The 20,717-nt window shown below is 38.5% G+C and carries 18 protein-coding genes; 7 read left to right on the top strand and 11 right to left on the bottom strand.

What is annotated here, in order from left to right:
* Positions 1–179: 179 nt before the first annotated feature.
* From Aba26S_RS13280 to Aba26S_RS13260, 5 genes are all read right to left on the bottom strand, one after another.
* Entirely contained in the window at positions 180–482 is a 303-nt protein-coding gene (locus Aba26S_RS13280) for a hypothetical protein (RefSeq protein ID WP_004828367.1), read from the bottom strand.
* Positions 483–597: 115 nt separating this feature from the next.
* Positions 598–981, bottom strand: a complete 384-nt coding sequence (locus tag Aba26S_RS13275; protein ID WP_016541226.1) for a hypothetical protein — start codon at positions 979–981, stop codon at positions 598–600.
* A 28-nt stretch (positions 982–1,009) separates the two neighbouring features.
* A complete protein-coding gene (locus tag Aba26S_RS13270) occupies positions 1,010–1,771 on the bottom strand; it encodes a hypothetical protein (protein WP_004828362.1) in 762 nt (253 codons plus the stop codon).
* 23 nt (positions 1,772–1,794) lie between these two features.
* Positions 1,795–3,378 carry a CAP domain-containing protein gene (locus Aba26S_RS13265; protein WP_004828361.1) on the bottom strand — a complete coding sequence of 528 codons (1,584 nt, stop codon included), beginning with the start codon at positions 3,376–3,378 and terminating at the stop codon, positions 1,795–1,797.
* Positions 3,379–3,408: 30 nt separating this feature from the next.
* Positions 3,409–4,017 carry a hypothetical protein gene (locus Aba26S_RS13260; RefSeq protein ID WP_004828358.1) on the bottom strand — a complete coding sequence of 203 codons (609 nt, stop codon included), beginning with the start codon at positions 4,015–4,017 and terminating at the stop codon, positions 3,409–3,411.
* A gap of 1,343 nt (positions 4,018–5,360) precedes the next feature.
* Between Aba26S_RS13260 and Aba26S_RS13255 the strand changes: the two genes are divergently transcribed.
* Both Aba26S_RS13255 and Aba26S_RS13250 read left to right on the top strand, forming a co-directional pair.
* Positions 5,361–5,705, top strand: a complete 345-nt coding sequence (locus Aba26S_RS13255; RefSeq protein ID WP_004828357.1) for a hypothetical protein — start codon at positions 5,361–5,363, stop codon at positions 5,703–5,705.
* Entirely contained in the window at positions 5,692–6,543 is an 852-nt protein-coding gene (locus tag Aba26S_RS13250) for a hypothetical protein (RefSeq protein ID WP_004828355.1), read from the top strand. The genes Aba26S_RS13255 and Aba26S_RS13250 overlap by 14 nt, the downstream gene beginning before the upstream one ends.
* A gap of 153 nt (positions 6,544–6,696) precedes the next feature.
* Here Aba26S_RS13250 and Aba26S_RS13245 read toward each other — a convergent pair whose 3' ends face one another.
* Positions 6,697–7,644 carry a MobA/MobL family protein gene (locus Aba26S_RS13245; protein ID WP_004828353.1) on the bottom strand — a complete coding sequence of 316 codons (948 nt, stop codon included), beginning with the start codon at positions 7,642–7,644 and terminating at the stop codon, positions 6,697–6,699.
* A 592-nt stretch (positions 7,645–8,236) separates the two neighbouring features.
* Here Aba26S_RS13245 and Aba26S_RS13240 point away from each other — a divergent pair.
* Together Aba26S_RS13240 and Aba26S_RS13235 are read left to right on the top strand one after the other, a co-directional pair.
* Positions 8,237–8,929, top strand: a complete 693-nt coding sequence (locus tag Aba26S_RS13240) for a hypothetical protein (RefSeq protein ID WP_004828350.1) — start codon at positions 8,237–8,239, stop codon at positions 8,927–8,929.
* A 286-nt stretch (positions 8,930–9,215) separates the two neighbouring features.
* Entirely contained in the window at positions 9,216–9,431 is a 216-nt protein-coding gene (locus Aba26S_RS13235; protein WP_004828347.1) for a hypothetical protein, read from the top strand.
* A gap of 267 nt (positions 9,432–9,698) precedes the next feature.
* Here the strand turns inward: Aba26S_RS13235 and groL are convergent, their stop codons facing one another.
* From groL to Aba26S_RS13215, 4 genes are all read right to left on the bottom strand, one after another.
* Complete coding sequence (gene groL, locus Aba26S_RS13230; RefSeq protein WP_005243511.1) at positions 9,699–11,333, bottom strand: chaperonin GroEL; 1,635 nt, start codon at positions 11,331–11,333, stop codon at positions 9,699–9,701.
* Positions 11,334–11,391: 58 nt separating this feature from the next.
* Positions 11,392–11,682, bottom strand: a complete 291-nt coding sequence (gene groES / locus Aba26S_RS13225; protein WP_005243512.1) for a co-chaperone GroES — start codon at positions 11,680–11,682, stop codon at positions 11,392–11,394.
* A 175-nt stretch (positions 11,683–11,857) separates the two neighbouring features.
* On the bottom strand, positions 11,858–12,625 hold the full coding sequence (locus Aba26S_RS13220) for a metallophosphoesterase (protein WP_005243513.1): 768 nt from the start codon (positions 12,623–12,625) through the stop codon (positions 11,858–11,860).
* Positions 12,606–13,544 (bottom strand): diacylglycerol kinase family protein, encoded by a 939-nt coding sequence (locus Aba26S_RS13215; protein ID WP_043972589.1) that lies wholly within the window; start codon positions 13,542–13,544, stop codon positions 12,606–12,608. The genes Aba26S_RS13220 and Aba26S_RS13215 overlap by 20 nt, the downstream gene beginning before the upstream one ends.
* 398 nt (positions 13,545–13,942) lie before the next feature.
* On the opposite strand from Aba26S_RS13215, the gene Aba26S_RS13210 reads away from it, so the two are divergent.
* The 3 genes from Aba26S_RS13210 to Aba26S_RS13200 all read left to right on the top strand — a co-directional run bounded on the left by Aba26S_RS13210 (position 13,943) and on the right by Aba26S_RS13200 (position 19,004).
* Complete coding sequence (locus tag Aba26S_RS13210; protein WP_043972586.1) at positions 13,943–15,772, top strand: phosphoenolpyruvate carboxykinase (GTP); 1,830 nt, start codon at positions 13,943–13,945, stop codon at positions 15,770–15,772.
* Between the two features lie 193 nt (positions 15,773–15,965).
* Positions 15,966–16,673 (top strand): hypothetical protein, encoded by a 708-nt coding sequence (locus Aba26S_RS13205; RefSeq protein WP_005243519.1) that lies wholly within the window; start codon positions 15,966–15,968, stop codon positions 16,671–16,673.
* Positions 16,674–16,835: 162 nt separating this feature from the next.
* A complete protein-coding gene (locus Aba26S_RS13200) occupies positions 16,836–19,004 on the top strand; it encodes a TonB-dependent siderophore receptor (protein WP_043972584.1) in 2,169 nt (722 codons plus the stop codon).
* Between the two features lie 80 nt (positions 19,005–19,084).
* Here Aba26S_RS13200 and glpD read toward each other — a convergent pair whose 3' ends face one another.
* Entirely contained in the window at positions 19,085–20,605 is a 1,521-nt protein-coding gene (gene glpD / locus Aba26S_RS13195) for a glycerol-3-phosphate dehydrogenase (RefSeq protein ID WP_043972582.1), read from the bottom strand.
* Positions 20,606–20,717: the final 112 nt, after the last annotated feature.

Genomic DNA, 20,717 nt, shown 5'->3' with positions numbered 1-20,717 from the left:
AAATCCGATCTATCTAATACTTACCCATTTTTTAGGGCAGCTATTAAGCTAAATTTGAGCTAAGTTTTCTACAGTCGTCAAATCATCCGCTACTGCTAGATAAGTATGTAATTATTAAATTCGGCATTAAGCAAAAAATAAGGGAAAAACTATTCCCTTATTTTTAGATAAAATAAATTTTAGGCAACATCCTCTTTAAAGTACTGATGCTTTCTTTTGGAATTATGCTTCCAGCTTTTAGCTACATTGTAGACTGAAGATGGAAGATCATCCCATTCTTCTGGCAAACCAGAACCTCGTGCAACACGAAGTTTTAAAGGATAATCCTTATATTCGATCAAATGAAAAAAATAGAAACTACGTTCTGGATATGTACTGAACTTTTTAAAATAAGCATTCCTCATATGGGGATATCGTTTTCGTATACCGTCATTAGGATGAGTGTTTGCAGGTTGTAGATACTGAAATTTCAGCTTTTTCATGTTTCCTCCTAGATTAAGTTATCTAGAAGGGATCCTCTGCATAGTAATTCATGTTTTAAAAATCTCTGATCAATTATCGTTTTAGCTTTGTATATTTAGCCTACCTTAGATCAAGCTATTTAAAATAATAGCCTAGCGTATCGTCTTTTGAATCACCCCACCCCGTCCATATCTGAGTCAGTTTTACGTAATGCTGATTGATGCTTTGGACTTTATATAAATAGCTACGTGGTGGAGAAATATTATTCGTTCGTACTTTCTCAATTAAAATAAAGGTTTTGTCATCTAGCCATTTTACTCGAAGTAGTAAAGGATCTTGGCATTGCCCCATTTCAGCATACATTGCTGCATCTTTACCATTCTTGGCAAAAGACAATCCTGCACATTCAGTATCTGGCAAATCCAAGACCAAACGCTTTCCTGCTAGGCTTTCTTTCGCACCTGCACAAGCCAGTGTTGAAAGACTTAAACATAATCCTGCGAATATTAATTTTTTCATTTGATATGACTCTTTATTTATTTGGAGGTTAAAACACATTGTCAATAAAACCACACTGTAAGATGTGCTGTGATGGATTGATCGGATTGTCATAAAGACTGATAAAAGCAATCATGTCATTCAGATAAGAACTGTCACGTTTATAACGCTGGCTATAGATATAAATCTGTTTGGGTGTATAGATCTTTTGATTTTGGAAGACTTCACCATTAAAGACCTTTAAATGTGGATATTGCTGAAAGACTTTTTGAGTTTTACTTCTATTTTGATCATCATGCATAGAAGCTTTATCCCACTGCTGTTTAAAGCTTTTGAATTGCTGTCCTGTATAGTGACTGAATTTAATATTTAATGCGTTCTCAATTTTTTGTTTAGTTGTGGCGATGTCATCTCGACGATAGATCGATGTATTTGCTCCTGCAACACTGACATGCATTGAGGTCTCAATCCGTTGAATCGGATTACTTTTGTTTCTAGGAAGATAGACGGTTGTTTCAGGGCAGTCCTGACAGAAATTTTCATCGTCTGAATCATCGATAATGGTAGTCTTTTGCTTGCTATATAGCTGTTGAAATTGTTTCTGAAGTTTGACGATCGCTGGTGTTGGTATATCTGCCTTGTCACCCAGCGCCAGTTGATTATTAAAAGATTGTTCTTTTTCAGCCCAATCCAGACAGGATAAGCCTTGCTCTAGGGTTAAAGCTGAAGCAGAAATAGGTTGAGCCATCGCGGTATGTATCATGAGCAGCGAGATACTCGTAACGAGAATTTTTTGAATCATACATGTCATTTTGTTGTTGTCCTTATGTTGGATTACCGACCATTCACGTTAAACCAATAGGAATATTCTTTAGGCTGACCATTCACCAGAACATTGCTGAGTTTGACGTCATAAATCACATTCAACTTCAAATCGTCAAAGTTAAACTGGATATGGTTGGGAACTCCGATATTTTCATAACGGATATTACTGATCTTCTGTTTAGCCCCACTACTTCGTTCAGTGACAACAACGTTAGCTTTAGCGTAGTCCACATTGCGATTGGCAAAGAAATTCTTTTGTTCGGTTAAAACTGAAATCGAGAGAATTGAACCCGCCATATAATATTTGGCTGGATAGTTGTGGTAGGGATAGGCAATCACACCGAGTGGTGCAGTGGTTGTATGATTAAAGGGATAAACCACTTTATAGGACGTACCGACCACATAAGGGAATCGGGTATCTTTAAATGATGGTGCATTAACTGAACCATACGCCGATTTTTGTAAGAAGGGATTGAGCATCCAGAGTCGATGCCCCACATCTCCTGCAAACAGGTTTAATTTGTCATGCACCATATTGGTAATGCTTTCGGCAGGTGAATAGTCATTCTTATTCTGTCTTACTCCCATTTCCAGACTACTGGTTCTTGCACCCACTGCACCAATATCGGAATAGCAGTTTGTGTTAGCTTCGGGGTAATGGGTCAGGATGTTGTTTGCCGCAAGAATCAGTGCGGTTTGCATCATTTCATCTTCACGGGCATAGTCGTATGTAATACTTGGCAGCCCATGCAAGGCACGAACTGTATTGAGCTCATTTAAAAATTCATTTCTAAACTTTGCACTGAGCTTGCCTGCATAACAGTTGTTGATATCGGGGGCATCACTCATGGATGAGCCTTTAAACACATCGAAACTAATCGTCTGACTCTGTGCTGCCAATGTTTTGGCATCACCCTCCTGAGTGAGTTTAAGGGTACATGTACCCGCACCACTCCCCTTTAGTTCACCATTAGAATAAGTACAGGTTGCAGTAGATAGGCTGCTAATCGTGACAGGAAGTTTGGCACTGGATTCAGTATCCAGTGAATACACACTCTCCGTCAGGATGTATTTCATTTTGAATGGGACAATGGTTTGTTTGAGCTTATTGACACAAACATTATTTTCTAGATATTGATCGGCAGCACAAGTCACATTGACGGTCATGCTGCTATTCAATGGTAGAACTTTTGCCGTGCCTGCCTGTGTCAATCCCAGAGTACATTGTCCAACCTTTAGAGCTTTGAGTTCACTGCCATTTACACTACAGATGTTGGGAGTGTTACTGCTAAAAGTCACTGCCAGCCCTTGATCTGTCTGAAGCGATAATGGATAGCTTTGACCTTGAATCAGGGTACTGAATGGTAGTGACTGAATATTCTGCACTACCTTGTTTTTACATACACCCTCTTCCAGATATTGGCTTTCAACACAGGTCACGGGCTTAGGGATTGTATTGCCATTATCTGGATTATCCGTTCCACCGTCATTGGATGAACTGGAATCTCCACCTGAACCGCCTCCACATCCGAGCATGACTGTGCTGATTGACAACATCAGCACAGATGGCATAAACGATCTTGAAATCATCATGATTGACTGCCTTAAATTTTTATATTGTTGTTATTGATAATGATCAGCCGAAAGGAGTTGACGGATTTCACTGGCCATTTTTGGGCTACGCCAAGGGAATAACACCTTAAGACTATAATTTGGCTTAAATTGATCCCGTGTTCCAATATTGACTTGGAACTCACGTTTCATCGGTGTCCGATGGACTTGTTGGTTAACATGGGTTCCCATCATTGGGTTACTGATCACAGTGGTTGTCGTTCTAAAGCGATCTTCAACCAGATTGTAATGACCCACAGAGGTAATGTAGTCAAAAGGATATTTGACGAGACGTTGATCAGGCTGATCAAATAGGATGATAGTTTTGTCCTGACTATTAATCCAGACACCACGATTTTGATAGTTAAAAGTTTCCCCTTGGCGTTTCAGTTGCTCAGTCATTCCATCGAAATATGTATTTCCATATTGATAGAGGTAGTAAATGATCACAAACCAGAACAGGTCAAAGCCAAAGAAGATATAGGCAAAAGCACCAAAGGAAAAGATTTTGGCAACAATGAGAAAGATCACAATCGGCAAGACCACACATTTTAAAAATAGCTTGGATTTTTGAGGACGGTTTTCGATTGGAATAATTTTAGGTTTAGTTAATTCAGTCATGGTTGTTCCCCACATGTTCAATGCAATTCACAATCACCAGCAGATATAAAAAGGTCTATTTTTATAGGCGTGATTTAGCCATCCACCGTTGGATTGTTCTTGTTAAAAGTTTTTTAATACAGACGAATAATAGTTAGCCGTCTAGTCCCCGTTGCAAAGCACAACAAGGTTGAACAGGTGGTGAGGCACAAATGAGAAAAGATAGATACAACATGTGAAGCTCCTTGAATCTTAAGAAGTTCTGCCATATCACTGTCAAATAATGGTGGCAGAACAAAAGAGGGTTGACAGACTGGGATCCAAGGAACCAGCACACCCGAAGGTGTCCCCCTTCTGTCCTACCATAAAGATAAAAGAGGGACGAGAAGGTCCACAAAAAATAGGCGAGCTATTCTCTGTGCTGGATCAACGGTCTGTCAAAACCGACTGGCAATGTAGGCCAGCGAGCCCATATTAATTTTATTCAAAGCTTTAGTCAATTTTACCAATACTAAAATCTGGACGATCAAATTACTTGTAAGAATTTAAGTTAAGTGTTTGATTTTTCCCATGAGGTCAAATTAAGCCACTCGATTAGCTCATTTTGGTTTAATGGATGAGACTAAAATGGACTTTTCTTCTTTAGTAAGATAAAACAATAAAATAAATCAATAAATTTCCCAACCGCACCTTTAAATATTTGGCTTATTGAAATCGGTTTAGTTATGTGAGTTATGATTCAGAATGGACTTATCCTTTTATGATCTTATCCAATAAAGCTATGGGTAATATCCTAATTCAACCCATTCATATTAGAGAAAGCTTAGTGAAAGTCTTAAACATTGATGAGGCACTGAAAAATCGATCATGAATTCAGCTCATGATTAACAGCAATCACTCTGAGTTTATGACTTAAACACATCTAAGACCTATTCAGATCAGTTCTCAAAGCAAGAAAAAGAATAAACATTGAACAATGACCATCGTGCATAAAAATTCTAACAACCAGTTTCCTAGCCGTCAGAAATTCAAAATATCTTCAGGAGAATCAATAGATTATTTAATGTTAAGATATGTAAAAAGGTTGAATTGGATCATTGACAGTTTAAGGTATACCCAGTTAAGCTAAACCTACACAGCAAAATCTGTGTTCAGGCGTGACAACCTGATATAATCTAGGTGCAAATAAATGTCGCACTTGCGGCTATTTTTTTGTCTACTGTTTAGCAGTCGTTATGGCAGCTTGACAGGGCAACCGTAAGGTTGGCTGAGCCTAGATTCAGTATTGTCACCCCTGTTTAGCTGCCACCATCATTGTGACAAGTGATGGCGGTAAGTAATTAAACTTATCTAGGACTACTGCTATGAACGCAATTCTTCATGGTGCAAACACTTGCACACCTAAAAAACAAGCCTCTCAACTAATTGTTGAACTCGGTAAATCAATTTCAAATCCACAACGCCAGACACTCGCCAATCTTTATATTGCTGTTGATACCGCAAATTCCTTGCTCAAAGAACTTGAACAAGCACATCAGATCATCCGTGAATGTATGCATGAAATGAATGATGAGCAAATTCTCGAAGTCGCAAAGTTTAATCAAAATAATAACCTCTCCTCTTTATGGGCATTCCGTACGCATCAACGTCACAAGTTGATTGAGCGCGCACAGCGTGTGCTGTTTGGAGCTGGTCATGTCCAAGGCTAAGAAGAATAACAATCTCCTGATTTCGGGAGACTATCCTTTAATTGCTTCGCCTACGCTTGCAAAAGCGTTTGGCGTAGCGGCTGCCAATTTTCTACAGAAATTGCATTATTGCTTAGAAAATAACGAGGGGAAAATTTTTAATGGAAAAAAGTATTGGTTCCATAGCTACGAGCAATGGCAAGCGACGCTTGGCGTGTATAGCGTATCAACAATCAAACGAATTGTGGCAAAGTTAAAGCAAGCTGGAATTCTTGTGATTGAAAAGTTAGCACAGAACAAATGGCTACAAACCAATTTCTATACGATTAATTATAAGAAATTAAAACAACTCATCACGCTGAATAACGGGCAAAACAATCAGCCTAATGAGATCGTACCAACTCCTGATCCCGTCGTAATCACCCCCTCTCTGGAGAAGTCTGCTCAAGCCGTCCAGTCATCCATGTTAATGAGTTCAATACAACAGGCATTTCAAAATATCAAGGTTAAATCAAATACATTTGAACCAACATTAAAAGTGGCAAAAGAATCCCGTCTGCGCCCCGACTTTGTCACGCGTGAATCTTATTCAGTAAAAGGATTAAGCCAACCCCTCCACCCTGCTGCATCAAACGAAACGTTAAAAAATATGGATGTCAATTACCGCTGCTTTTATCAAGCACTCAGGCAGCACCGTGTAGATATTGATTGTGATGATCTACGTATTCAACAACTCTTAAAGTATCAGAAGCGGATTCTTCAACATATTGTATATATCAAACAGAATTTTGCAGGACATGAGCGCTATCAATGGCACATGCTTGAACAGCTACAAATGGAAAATTATTTAAAGAAATAGGTCAAATCGAACGAAGACCAATTTCAAATGATCCGTCTATAGGAAGTTCATAAACGGATCATTTGATTAAATCAAAGGTTAAACAAAGACTGATTAAATCCATTCAACTGGCTCATCAGAGATAACCGACCTTAGTTATTTAATGTATGTATATTAAAAGTCATAATCTAGATCTTTCGATTGATCACGATAATGTGTATTCGTATTTTCCTGTTCACGTTTTTTAGCCAACGCTAACTCATACTCTTTTTTATAGAGTTCACATAAGTTATTTTGACGAATTTCCCGAATCTCCTTTCTATAATTTTTCACTGTGTCTTGATCTTCAGGATCGGTGCTATACAGTAAGTGCCTAGGAATTTGAGGAACATCCTTTAATTTAGTTCCATATTTTTTATTATAATCTTCATTTGATAAACATGACACTGCACTGCTCACTTCTAATTTAAGACCATGAATTTCTACAATCTTAGTTGGCGCATATTTTTCTAAAAATTCATTTATTATTTTTTCAGTTTTTGTTCGGTAGTGAAATAATATGTTACGACCAAACCCAAGCACATCAGCCGTGATTTTTAATGCACCACCTTTATCAGGATTTTTTTGACGATATTGCTTGAAGAACTGTTCTGGTAAACGTTGGATATTATCCAACATACTTTTTTCTGAAAATAATAAATGTAAATGTGGTTGTTCTGACTGTCCATCCAGCGCAGCAACATGATTATGAATTGCGATTGTACATGGCATTTTATATTGACCACAAAACTCATGCATTAACCTTTCAGATAATTCAATGCGCCGATTTTCATCCAATTCTTTTGGCAAAGCGATTGTAATATGTGATGAGGTTCGTCGGGTCTCACTTGTATATTGATCTGCTGCATACCAAAACTGATCGGGATGATTATCGACCCAAGCTGGCATATGATAAGAAGCACAATATTCAAGCTCTTCAATCTCACTTTTATGCTTAGAAAAATATAAGGTGCGAGTAATATAGTGATAGGCACTTTTTGATAGTCGATACTTTGAATGACCGTCACTCAATTTTATTTGACTATCACCTTTAACGTTGTGACTTAAATGAAAATAATACATCTTTACTTCCGATATTAATTAAATTGGAATATCGGATCCTACAAAATTTTAAAAAATCATGATTCGTTTGGTGAAGAAAAATGAAAAAAACTTAAATTTCGATCAAAAAACACACATTTAATAAAATTGCACGAGTAACAGAACCTAAAAATAAGAGTAACAGACTAAAAAATTAAAAAATATCAATTTTTACCAATAAAAACAGTCACATAAGATATTTATAAAATACGTGTAACAGCTTAAATAAATAAGAGTAACACTCTTTAAAATATGAGTAACGCCGATAGCACATAAGAGTAACACCCTATAATCATTAAAAATCATATACTTAAAAATTAACAGGGCTGCGCAGCACGAGGAGAAGTGTCTTTTAAATGAAAGCGAAGCGAAATTTAAAAGACACGGATACGAGATATAAAAAATCTTTTTTGCATTCGCAAAAAATATTTTTTATCTGTCCCACTATTAACAGCCATAAATTAACAGCTCAAATTAACAGAAGAGTAGTATTTTTTGAAAACATCAACTTTTGACGATTTTTTTTTAGACTTTGTGATATACCAACATTTTCCTAAAAACAGATGGTTTAAAAATGGCTAGAGTTAAATTAACAGTGAGAGAAATAATTTTAAGAGTTGAAAAACACTTAAATCAGATAGCAAGACGTACTCATTCAGATGAGTTGGTACTTCAATTAATTCAATCGAAAACAGAAAATCAATTTACCGAAGAAGACACAAAAAGATTAAATAATAAATATCACAAAATCTTAGAATTAGACAGATTATCAGAATTAATGGATTCTATCTGCACAATCGAAAAGAGTAATCGCTCTGATATTGAAAATGATATCGTTGATTTTAGTGGATATGAAGATCCTTTTTCTCAGACTGAAGAAAGATTAAAAATAACATTAAAAATGCTAAAAAATTACAATAGAAAAATTCCATATGAAATCAAACAAAAAGCACACTATGAAATTAAAAAATCTTTGAATAATTCGTATAAGCAAAGAAATCAGAAGATAAAAGACAGGAAAAAAGAGAATCATGAGAAGTTTTTTCTTGGCAGTGTGCTTATATCATTTTTAAAATCTAAAGATATTGAAATGAATTATCTGGATATTACACTTAAGATGGTAGAGCTTTATCAGACTAAAAATTATTTTAACAGAGAATTATTTTCAGAATATGAAATAAATGAATTTAAGTTCTCAGAAATTGGTAGAAACTTTAACGATAAGAAAAACTCTATTTTATCTGACCCAAGGATGCCTTTTAAATAAAAATATAGCTTAAAAGATAAAGTAGTATACGTTTAGCTCATTTATTTTAAATGGGCTAATGAGCTAACGTTGTTATTACTGACAACTTACAAAAGATTATTTACTGATATAATAAAAAAAATAAGTCTTTTTTTTATTTTTTAAACATATCTCATCTTTTTTTATTTTCTGCATATATCTCATCTTTTTTTGGTTTTTTTCCATATATCTCATCTTTTTTTTTTATATTTTGATAGCCTTTATTTTAAGAGGTTTTCTCTTAAAACTTTATTGAAGGAGATATTTAATGGCTGTATCTATAGACCTAACTAATACCGAACGTCGAGTATCTACTGCCGAATTCGCTTTGCGCATGAATATTTCAGAAAAGGAGCTATATGATCGAATTAAAACTGGTCGCGTGACAAGACCAATCAAAGATGGACGTAAAAATTACTGGCTTAATAGCTATGTCCTTTCCTGTATTATTCATGAGGAAAACTCCACTCTTACGTCAGAATGAAATAGCTGTTGTTCTAAGTCAAAAACGCCTGATTTTTCTCAGGCGTATTTTTTCAATATTTTCATTCATCCAATAGTTAAATTCTTATCTAATATGATGACTTTAGTTTTTAAGAGATCTAGTAGATCTATAAAATTAAAAAGGTCACAAATAAAATTTGTGACCTTTTTTGTAACAAACTTGAATGTGAGTAACATTATGAGTAAGTTTAACAAATACTGATTAAATATTATTAAATTACAATAACTTAAACCACATATGCGCGGTTTACATCATGCCGCCCATACCACCCATACCGCCCATATCTGGAGCAGCTGGTTTATCTTCTGGGATATCAGTAATCATACATTCAGTTGTCAACATCAAACCAGCAACAGAAGCTGCGTGCTCAAGTGCAGAACGCGTTACTTTCGCTGGATCAAGAATACCCATTTCCAACATATCGCCATATTCGCCAGTAGCAGCGTTATAACCGAAGTTACCTTCGCCCGCTTTAACGGCATTGATCACAACTGAAGGCTCATCACCTGCATTCGAAACGATTTGACGAAGAGGCGCTTCGATTGCACGACGTAAAATGTTAATACCCGCAGTTTGATCTTCGTTAGCACCTTTTAAGTTATCTAACACATTCACTGCGCGTACCAGTGCAACACCACCACCTGCAACAACACCTTCTTCAACTGCAGCACGCGTTGCGTGAAGTGCATCATCTACACGGTCTTTCTTCTCTTTCATTTCAACTTCAGTTGCTGCACCAATTTTGATGACTGCAACGCCGCCAGCTAATTTAGCAACACGTTCTTGAAGTTTTTCTTTGTCATATTCAGACGTTGATTCTTCAATTTGTGCACGGATCTGTTGAACACGTTCAGCGATTTGCGCTGCATTACCAGCACCATCGACAATCACAGTGTTCTCTTTAGAAACAGTGATCTTATGTGCAGTACCTAAATCTTGAAGAGAAGCCTGTTCTAAAGACATACCCACTTCTTCAGAAATCACAGTCGCGCCAGTCAAGATCGCGATGTCTTGAAGCATTGCTTTACGACGGTCACCAAAACCAGGTGCTTTGACCGCACATACTTTGATAATACCGCGCATGTTGTTCACAACAAGTGTTGCAAGCGCTTCACCTTCAACATCTTCAGCGATAATAAGAAGTGGTTTACCTGTTTTAGCAACAGCTTCTAATACAGTGATCAATTCACGGATATTGCTGATTTTTTTGTCAACAAGAAGGATGAATGGATTTTCAAGTTCAGCAGTCAATGTATCTTGCTTGTTCGCGAAGTATGGAGAAATATAACCACGGTCGAACTGCATACCTTCTACAACGTCTAAAGCGTCTTCGAAGCCAGAACCTTCTTCTACAGTGATTACACCTTCTTTACCCACTTTTTCCATTGCTTGCGCAATCAACTTACCAACAGTAGTGTCAGAGTTTGCAGAGATCGAACCGACTTGTTCAATTGCCTTAAAGTCATCTGCAGGTTTTGCATTCGCACGGATATTCTCAACAACCGTTTTCACTGCAATGTCGATACCACGTTTTAAATCCATTGGATTCATACCTGCAGTTACAGATTTGATCCCTTCATTTAAGATTGCTTGAGCAAGTACAGTTGCCGTTGTTGTACCGTCACCTGCGATGTCATTGGTTTTAGAAGAAACTTCACGAACAAGTTGAGCACCCATGTTTTCAAACTTGTCTTTTAAAGAAATTTCTTTCGCAACAGTTACACCATCTTTAGTAATGTGTGGTGCACCGAAAGAACGATCAATCACAACATTACGACCTTTAGGGCCTAAAGTGACTTTCACCGCATCTGCAAGTACGTTTACGCCTGCAATCATTTTTGAGCGCGCTGAATCACCAAATTTTACGTCTTTAGCTGACATGTTAAACTCCGAATCTTTTTAAATTACTGTATCTGATAATTTTTGAGTTATGTTTGGATTAACCTTCAAGTACCGCTAAGATATCCGACTCTTTCATGATCAAGAGCTCTTCACCACTTACTTTTACTGTTGTACCGGCATAAGTACCGAACAATACTTTATCGCCAACTTTAACGTCTAAAGCACGAACGCCACTGTCAGTAATCTGACCATTACCTACTGCGATTACTTCACCTTGAGATGGTTTTTCAGCAGCAGAACCTGGAAGTAAGATACCACCAGCCGTTTTAGTTTCTTCTTCTACGCGACGAATCACAACACGATCATGTAATGGACGAATGTTGCTCATAGTTAACTCCATCAGACTTAGTCTTTTTGATTAATGTGTACCGCCAGTTCTTGGCAATACATAAAATTTTGATATGCCACTTTTGTGGGGTTGAAAAAAATGGCTTCAAGGGGGAAATGAAAAAAAAATCTATTTATAGATGTTTTTTTAATCACAACAGTATGGCGCTGCTGAATTAAACAACATTTTCTGATTTCAAAAAGGCTTGCTGTGTTTCATCTAACCAATAATGTTCCACTGTTCCATCATTCAAAATCACATTAAAACTATTGGTTAACCCAAAGCGTAATCGATTCGAAGTTGCTGTACCGGCATGAATATCTAAAATTGGATGATCAAATCCCAACTGGAAAATCTGATTTAAATCATGCACAGCCACGTTATGTAGATGCCCATGCAATAAACCCAATAAGCCTCGTTCCCCCCAACGCTCTAATGCAATTTTCGCGAGCACAGGACAGTCCTTATCCCCATGCTGATTGGGAAAAGTATAAAAAGGCTGATGGAAGGTCACCAACTTAAGTTTATTCAACGGCGCATGCTTTAGCTTTTCGTCAGTTTCGTGGATTTGCTCCAGCGAAATATGTCCACGCGTATGGTATCTACGGCGAATGCTGTTCATCCCTACAATATAAAAATGCTCTGTTTCCAATGTGGTTTCCAAGCGACCAAAAAACGCCTGATAACGAACAAAGGGCGAGAAAAAACGGTTCCAGATATGGAAGAGTGGAATATCATGATTGCCAGGAACCACCAGATAAGGAATCGACAATGCATCTAAAAATTGACGACATGCATAGAATTGCTTAAAACGTGCACGCTGGGTGAGGTCACCACTGACAACCACTGCTTCTGGTTGATGCTCTAAACAAAACCGCTTGATCGCCTGAATACAAACTTCACGTTCCGTTCCAAAATGTAGATCAGACAGATGTAGTAGCATTAGGAACCATCACTTTTAATGCAGATTTTTCAACTGAAAATTTTAACGGGGTTTGCATTTCCATAAGCTCTCCATCCACAGCTACGGTTAATTTTGGCTTTTTACAGTCAACCTGTATATGCTCGGCACAAAATGAATACACATCAGCAGCTTGATCAATTTTGCCCTGAATGAGTTTCCATAACATTTTCAATAAACTGAGACGATCACTTTTCGCAACGACAACACCTGCCAACTTGCCATCTGCAGCACATTTCGCAATTCTTAATTTCATATCACTAAGCTGCAGTTGATTATTACCAAAGAAAATCAATGGGGTCGCAACTGGATATTTTTGACCATCTACAGTGACAGCTAATTTCAATGACTTATATTCACGCAGCAATACATCTAAACCCGATGTATAGGCATTTAAGGGAAAACGCCCTAACCGTTGATTATAAAGTTCACGTTTCTTAATAAATAAAGGATAGAGCCCCAAACTCGCATTATTCAAATAAATCTGGTCATTGATCGCTGCCACATGAACATCTTGTATTTTTCCTGTTGCAATTACTTCTGCCGCTTGAGCAACATCAATTGGAATATTTAATGCCCGAGCCACATAGTTAAACGTTCCCAACGGTATAATTCCCATCGGGATATCGGTATGAATTAGCTTCTTGGCAACCGCATTCAGAGTCCCATCCCCACCTGCAGCAACCACTACACCACGAAAATCAGCCTGTCGATGCCGAAGTAAAACATCTTGCATCATCTCATCAAAGTTGACCTGCTGATTTAATTCAAATACCTGGATTTCGAATCCATATTGCGTCCAGAAGGTCATGAGACGCTCATATTCTTCATCCTGTTGCGCTGCATGAAAACCTGATTTTTGATTATAAATAATAGATAAAGGCTGTAAATTCTGAGTCATTAACATCAACCTTAAGGGCGAGAATAATCATATTTTTGTTTACAAAATCAACAAATAAAAGCTTGTTTATGTAAATTTTGAATGAGCTTCATTCATATAATCAATAACAATTCTCAAAAAAACAAAAAATAAATTAAACTATTGTTTTAAAACATGATTTATAACAAAAATAATATATATAAATAAACAAAATACTAAAATATAAAATAATAAAGTTGTTTAAAAACAATAAAATAAAAATAATTATCCCTAAACACCTTAATCCCCCCACCTATTCTTTAGTCTTATATTTTTTATGATTTTATGCTTTAATACAGCCACTTTTTTTACTTCCTCTGTCTTACTGCCATCCAGTAGATAGAACTTGTACGTTGTACACACTTTAAAAAGGCATCACCATGACCCAAGTGAACGCACCAGAATTCGTTCGTCACCCTAAGCTAATTGCATGGGTGGAAGAAATTGCAAAATTAACCAAACCAGCAAAAATCGAATGGTGTGACGGCAGCGAAGAAGAATATCAACGTCTGATGGACTTGATGATCGCTAACGGCACCATGCAAAAACTTAACCAAGAAAAACATCCTGGTTCTTATCTTGCAAATTCTGACCCTTCTGACGTTGCTCGTGTTGAAGATCGCACTTATATCTGCTCTCAAAATCAAGAAGATGCTGGCGCAACCAATAACTGGGTTGCTCCTGCTGAGATGCGTGCAAAATTAAATGGATTATTTGACGGTGCAATGGAAGGCCGTACCATGTATGTGGTTCCCTTCTCGATGGGTCCTTTAGGAAGCCACATTGCTCATATTGGTATTGAGTTAACAGATTCTCCTTACGTTGCTGTCAGCATGACAAAAATGGCACGTATGGGCAAAGCAGTTTATGACGTGTTAGGCACAGATGGCGAGTTTATCCCATGTGTACACACTGTTGCTGCACCGCTTAAAGATGGCGAGAAAGATGTTGCTTGGCCATGTAATAATGAAAAATATATCGTTCACTATCCAGAAACACGTGAAATCTGGTCTTACGGTTCTGGCTACGGCGGTAATGCACTACTAGGCAAAAAATGCTTGGCATTACGTATTGCGTCTGCAATGGGTCGTGAGCAAGGCTGGTTAGCTGAACACATGCTTATTTTAGGCGTGACCAACCCACAAGGTGAAAAACACTACATCGCAGCAGCATTCCCTTCTGCTTGTGGTAAAACCAACTTTGCAATGATGATTCCACCAGCGGGCTATGAAGGTTGGAAGATCGAGACTGTAGGTGACGATATTGCTTGGATCAAACCAGGTGAAGATGGTCGCTTATATGCCATCAACCCAGAAGCTGGTTTCTTCGGTGTTGCGCCTGGTACAAATACCAAGACTAACCCGAACTGTATCGCAACGATGCATAAAGATGTGATTTATACCAACGTTGCAGTGACCAAAGACGGCGAAGTATGGTGGGAAGGTCTAACTAAAGAAGTTCCAGCAGACCTGATTACTTGGAAAGGTCAACCTTACGTTGAAGGCGAAAAAGCAGCGCATCCAAACTCACGCTTTACTGTTTCTGCAGGTCAATGCCCTTCGATTGACGCTGACTGGGAAAATCCAGCAGGTGTACCAATCTCTGCATTCATCTTTGGCGGTCGTCGTGCAGACACAGTACCTTTAGTTTCTGAAGCATTTGACTGGGTTGATGGCGTTTACAAAGCAGCAACCATGGGTTCTGAAACCACTGCCGCAGCTGTTGGTCAACAAGGTATCGTACGTCGTGACCCATTCGCAATGCTTCCATTTGCGGGTTATAACATGGCTGATTACTTCGGTCACTGGTTAGACATGGGCAAAAAAGTCGGCGCGAAAGCTGAAGCTGCGGGTAACAAACTACCAAAAATCTTCAACGTAAACTGGTTCCGTCGTGATGCCGAAGGTAACTTCGTATGGCCTGGTTTTGGTCAAAACATGCGTGTTCTTGAGTGGATCATTGATCGTTGTGAAGGTCGTGCAGAAGCGACTGAAACACCGATTGGCTATGTTCCAACTTACGAACAATTGAACTGGACTGGTCTTGATTTCTCTAAAGAGCAATTCAACACTGTTACCGCTCAAGACAAAGATCAATGGATCAAAGAGCTTGAAAGCCACACTGAGCTATTTACTAAACTTGGTGCTCGCTTACCTCAAGCGCTTAAAGATCGTCAAAATGAATTATTAGCAGCGGTTAAATCTGCTTAATCATCATTGACATAAAAAGGTCGCTTCGGCGGCCTTTTTTGTCATTTTAAGCTGACAAACTATAATATACTAACAGCCTTAAACGTGATTTTCACCCATCGAAGATGAACAAATTAAGACTTTAATGTGCAAGCAAAAGTCAGTTTAAAAATATAAAGAGATCTGTATCTCATCGATTTAAACAGGAAAAGTTATGCAACAAGACATTACAACTGCACAAGATTTTTTAAAATTACTCCCAGACTCAGACACTGTCTTTGCAGCCAGAGACTCCTTTCTCACAAAACATTTACTCCCCCTCATTTCGATTAACCTTGCCCAGATCAATCCTGAATGGCAAGGCTGGATTCATTTAGTCAATCCCATTGAACCTTATGAATGCTACATCGGCTCAGAAACAACGGAGTTCCACAATGAATTTGCGCATGAAAATTGGTTTATTTTACAACTAGATGAACAATCTCAATATCATTGGCTAGCTGATCAGCACTATTTTATTCTAGAAAATAACAATCACGCTTCATATACTGACGTTTTTAATCATAGCCAAGAAATGCATGCGGATTTTCAACAGGTCAAACAACGTTTCTTAGAACAAAAAAGAGTAATTAGCACCTCTGATGTCAAGTATCAGAATAAGAAACCCGCCATCTTACTCAATCAATTGGGTGGTGATGCAAGTTATGGCAACTGGTGCTATCCCATCGAAGAACAACTTAAATTGAAAAATATTGAACAAGATGACAATTGTTTTGTACAGATCTTTGATCAACATGAACGACGTTATTATTTTATTGCTTCCGCATCGGGTTGGGAATATTGCAATCACGGTGCCGACAATATCTTGATGTTTTATCAACCCGAAACTCGACGCGTCTTATTTACCTTTGACTGGACATAACTGATCACAGGTCGCTTCGGCGGCCTTTTTTATTGTCGCCTCTTCGAAAAATTCTATTAAATTCGCCTATCAATACAACTATTCCCATTAACCTAACAATGAAATAAATTGCAAAATTAATAAATATTAACAATAATTATAATAATAATATTTCTCATTTACATGGTTGTAGACATGAGCCTCTCCCCTTTTTTTAAGCGTACACCTCTCTTTTTAGCCATCTCAGGATTTATCTCCATTAGTTCATACAGCCATGCGCTAGATGAAGGGGCACAACAACTCCCAAGCATCAAAGTGCAAGCGATTCAAGATGATGATAATAGTGAAAAAACTCAGGCATACACGATTAAAAACAGCGCTAGCGCTACTAAACTCAATATTGAAGCCAAAGAAATCCCTCAAACCATTAATGTGGTGACACGTCAACAAATTGAAGATTTTGGATTAACCAGCTCTAGAGATATTTTAAATAACACACCAGGCATTATCGTCAACTCCTCCGAAACTGACCGCTCAGTGTATATGGCACGGGGGTTCGAAATTTCAAATATTCTGGTCGATGGAGTCGGATTTCCCGCGAGTGGCTGGAACTATAATGACACCAATCCAGATAGTTACTTCTATGACCGCATAGAAGTCATCAAAGGTGCAGATGCACTGACCAATGCATTTGGCGATCCAAGTGCGACCATCAACTATATTCGCAAACGCCCAACCAAAGAATTCCAAGCCAATGCAGGTTTAAGCTATGGTTCATGGGATACTCAACGCTACGAAGCTGATGTTTCTGGCAGCCTCTCTTCAAATAATAATCTTCGTGGTCGTCTGTCTGGATTTGAGCAAACCGGCCATTCCTATTTAAACCGTTACTCATCTGAGAAAAATGGGATTGCAGGGGTTCTAGAAGCGGATATTACCGACCAGACGTTATTGACTATCGGTGCCAGTCAAGAAAAAAACAAGCCGAATGCCAACAATTGGGGTGCGCTCCCTCTCATGGATGCTTCAGGCAAACAAATTAGTTATGACCGTTCTTATAACCCGAATCCAGATTGGGCTTACTGGGACAACACATCACGCAAGGCCTTCATTGAGTTAAAGCAAAAATTCTTAGAAACATGGTCTGCCAATCTAAGCTATAACTATAACGAAAAAGATCGCCAAAGCCAGCTACTCTACTATTATGGCTACCCTAAAGCAGACGGTTCAGGCATTTCACTCACTCCAAGTGGCTTTCTGGAAAACAATAAACTACATACTGCCGATTTTAATTTGCAAGGTAAATTCGACCTATTCAATCGTGAACATGAAGCCATTGTTGGCTATACCTTCTCCAAAAGTCATCAAAACGACCATGAGAAAAAAGGAACACTTCTGGATAGCAATATCAGCTATGTTGACAATAGCCCCTATACAACCGATTGGGCGAGTTGGACACCCAGTAGTGTAAGTTGGTCTAATTTTTCTCAAACAGCTGACTATACGCAACGCAACCAATCGGTTTATGCTGCCACACGCCTTCATCTGAATGACGACCTCAAATTAACCTTAGGCGCAAACTATGTTCAGGCCAAAAGTGAAGGCTCAAGCTATAATGCACCAATGAATTATAATGAAAGTAAAGTTTCACCTTATGCAGGCCTTAGCTATAACTTCACACCTGAATATACAGGCTATATGAGTTATACCTCTATTTTTAGACCACAGACCTCAGTTAATGAAGCGACGGGGAAAGTCGCAGATCCAATCAAAGGACAAAGTTACGAACTTGGATTCAAAAGCTCATGGCTAGATGACAAGTTAACGGGAACACTGGCCATTTTCCGAACGGAAGAAAATAACTATCCGCTACGCGCTACGGATGGCAATCCACTTAATCGTAAAGTCGCAATCAGCGACCTACGCTCACAGGGTGTAGAAGTTGGTTTGGCTGGTCAGTTGACCGATCAAGTCAATGTTTCTCTGGGTTACACTCAATTTAGCTTACAAGATTTAAAAAATGGCGGGGCAGCCAGAACCTACAACCCGACACAAAGCTTTAACCTCCTCACCACCTACTCTCCAACACAGTTACCAAAACTGAAAGTTGGTGCCGGTTTAAAATGGCAAAGTAAAATCAGTCGTTTAGACCCTACCTATGCCACTTATCTTCAACAAAGCGATTATGCACTGATCAATTTAATGGCAAGCTATGAAGTTAACCCGCGTTTCAGCATTCAAGCCAATGCCGATAATGTGACCAATAAAAAATATCTAAATAGCTTTACCGATGGTCAATCCTTTTATGGTGAGCCAGCGAACTACAGCGTTGCACTCAAGTTCAAATACTAAACCGTAAAGGTTCAGCCCAAACAAAAAATAAAAAAGCCCCTTGTCCATGCATGGACAAGGGGCTTTTTTATCAATAACTTTTAAGCAGCAACCGTGGTGTTTGGTTTATTTGCCAAATAAGCATCCAGGTTTTCAATTTCATTTTGCGCAAAGTTCAAACCGAGTTTAGAACGTCTCCACAAGATATCCTGACTGTTCGTTACCCATTCAGAACCACACAAATAGTCGACTTCTTTTGCATATAAGCCTTGGCCAAAATACTGCCCCAGCTGTTCAACCGAGGTTGCTTCGCCCAAAATACTCCAGATACGTGAGCCATAAGCAGATGCCCAACGTTTCGCTAAAGCTTCTGAAGCATCTGTGACTTGTGCGCGAATTTCTTTTGCCAGCTGCTCAGCCGACTCCATATTTTCACCGCCAGGCAATGCTTCTGTTGCAGTCCAGCTCCCCTTCATTTCAGGGAAGAATGGCTTTAATTGCTGCATTGCAGATTCTGCCAGCTTACGATACGTGGTTAACTTACCACCAAAAACCGAAAGTAACGGCGCTTGCTCATCACCCTCTTTAGACAATGCCAAAGTATAGTCACGCGTAATCGCCGATGGATTATCTGACTCATCATCACACAGTGGACGCACGCCTGCAAAAGTCGAAATAATATCCGCTTGCGTCAATTGATTCTTAAAGTGTGCATTACTCACTTCAATTAAGTAATCAATTTCTTCTTGTGTAATTTTCACTTGTGCTGGATCACCTTGGTATTCACGATCCGTCGTACCAATCATGGTGTATTGGTCTAAATACGGAATTGCGAACACAATACGACGGTCATCATTCTGCATAATAAAGGCTTTATCACCTTCATACAGCTTCGGCACAATAATATGGCTACCTTGAATCAAGCGAATGCCATAGGGTGATTTAAGCTGTAAATCTTGCTTAATAAACTGTGCAACCCAAGGACCCGCTGCATTCACCAAAGCCTTGGCTTTAATCTGGAACTGGCCTTGTGCATTTTCCAAGTCAACAACCCAGTACTGCCCTTCACGTTGTGCCGATAAACAGCGGGTACGCGTCACAATGTCAGCACCCTTTTCACGGGCATGCATTGCATTGAGCACCACTAAACGAGAGTCATCAACAGCACAATCTGAGTATTCAAAGCCACGCGTAATCGCTGAGTTTAATGGGCTGTCTTCTTTAAAATAGACATTATTTGAACCCAATAACTTTTCACGTTTACCCAAATGATCGTAGAAGAACAATCCTGTACGAATTAGCCAAGCTGGACGCAAGTGTGGACGATGCGGCATGATAAAACGCATTGGTCGAATAATATGCGGTGCTTTTGCCAATAACACTTCACGCTCGGCCAAGGCTTCGCGTACAAGACGGAACTCTTTATGTTCAAGATAACGTAAACCACCATGAATCAACTTACTGCTTGCAGAAGAGGTATGGCTGGCTAGATCATCTTTTTCACATAGGAATACAGATAAGCCTCGACCCGAAGCATCTGCGGCAATACCAACACCGTTGATACCACCACCAATCACAGCTAGGTCGTAAATTTTGTCATTTGACTGAGGAGAAGTTTGCATAAGTCACCGCAAATTTTCATTATTGTTCAATAACGAACATTAAAACATGCAAAATGAAAATAAACAACAAAAAACAGTCAAAAAAATGCCAATTTATAGGCATTTTTAGATA

Source organism: Acinetobacter sp. NBRC 110496 (assembly GCF_000876115.1).
Taxonomy (GTDB): domain Bacteria; phylum Pseudomonadota; class Gammaproteobacteria; order Pseudomonadales; family Moraxellaceae; genus Acinetobacter.
Note: the sequence above shows the minus strand (reverse complement) of the source record. Positions and strands in the feature narration are given on the sequence as shown.

Bases quoted from the DNA above. Each gene is read 5' to 3' on its own strand.
- Aba26S_RS13220 (WP_005243513.1), bottom strand. From the start codon at position 12,625: ATGCTACTACATCTGTCTGATCTACATTTTGGAACGGAACGTGAAGTT.
- Aba26S_RS13205 (WP_005243519.1), top strand. From the start codon at position 15,966: ATGCAACAAGACATTACAACTGCACAAGATTTTTTAAAATTACTCCCA.
- Aba26S_RS13265 (WP_004828361.1), bottom strand. From the start codon at position 3,378: ATGATGATTTCAAGATCGTTTATGCCATCTGTGCTGATGTTGTCAATC.
- Aba26S_RS13245 (WP_004828353.1), bottom strand. From the start codon at position 7,644: ATGTATTATTTTCATTTAAGTCACAACGTTAAAGGTGATAGTCAAATA.
- Aba26S_RS13210 (WP_043972586.1), top strand. From the start codon at position 13,943: ATGACCCAAGTGAACGCACCAGAATTCGTTCGTCACCCTAAGCTAATT.
- Aba26S_RS13275 (WP_016541226.1), bottom strand. From the start codon at position 981: ATGAAAAAATTAATATTCGCAGGATTATGTTTAAGTCTTTCAACACTG.
- Aba26S_RS13215 (WP_043972589.1), bottom strand. From the start codon at position 13,544: ATGACTCAGAATTTACAGCCTTTATCTATTATTTATAATCAAAAATCA.
- Aba26S_RS13260 (WP_004828358.1), bottom strand. From the start codon at position 4,017: ATGACTGAATTAACTAAACCTAAAATTATTCCAATCGAAAACCGTCCT.
- glpD (WP_043972582.1), bottom strand. From the start codon at position 20,605: ATGCAAACTTCTCCTCAGTCAAATGACAAAATTTACGACCTAGCTGTG.
- Aba26S_RS13255 (WP_004828357.1), top strand. From the start codon at position 5,361: ATGAACGCAATTCTTCATGGTGCAAACACTTGCACACCTAAAAAACAA.
- Aba26S_RS13270 (WP_004828362.1), bottom strand. From the start codon at position 1,771: ATGACATGTATGATTCAAAAAATTCTCGTTACGAGTATCTCGCTGCTC.
- Aba26S_RS13240 (WP_004828350.1), top strand. From the start codon at position 8,237: ATGGCTAGAGTTAAATTAACAGTGAGAGAAATAATTTTAAGAGTTGAA.
- Aba26S_RS13200 (WP_043972584.1), top strand. From the start codon at position 16,836: ATGGTTGTAGACATGAGCCTCTCCCCTTTTTTTAAGCGTACACCTCTC.
- groL (WP_005243511.1), bottom strand. From the start codon at position 11,333: ATGTCAGCTAAAGACGTAAAATTTGGTGATTCAGCGCGCTCAAAAATG.
- Aba26S_RS13280 (WP_004828367.1), bottom strand. From the start codon at position 482: ATGAAAAAGCTGAAATTTCAGTATCTACAACCTGCAAACACTCATCCT.
- Aba26S_RS13235 (WP_004828347.1), top strand. From the start codon at position 9,216: ATGGCTGTATCTATAGACCTAACTAATACCGAACGTCGAGTATCTACT.
- groES (WP_005243512.1), bottom strand. From the start codon at position 11,682: ATGAGCAACATTCGTCCATTACATGATCGTGTTGTGATTCGTCGCGTA.
- Aba26S_RS13250 (WP_004828355.1), top strand. From the start codon at position 5,692: ATGTCCAAGGCTAAGAAGAATAACAATCTCCTGATTTCGGGAGACTAT.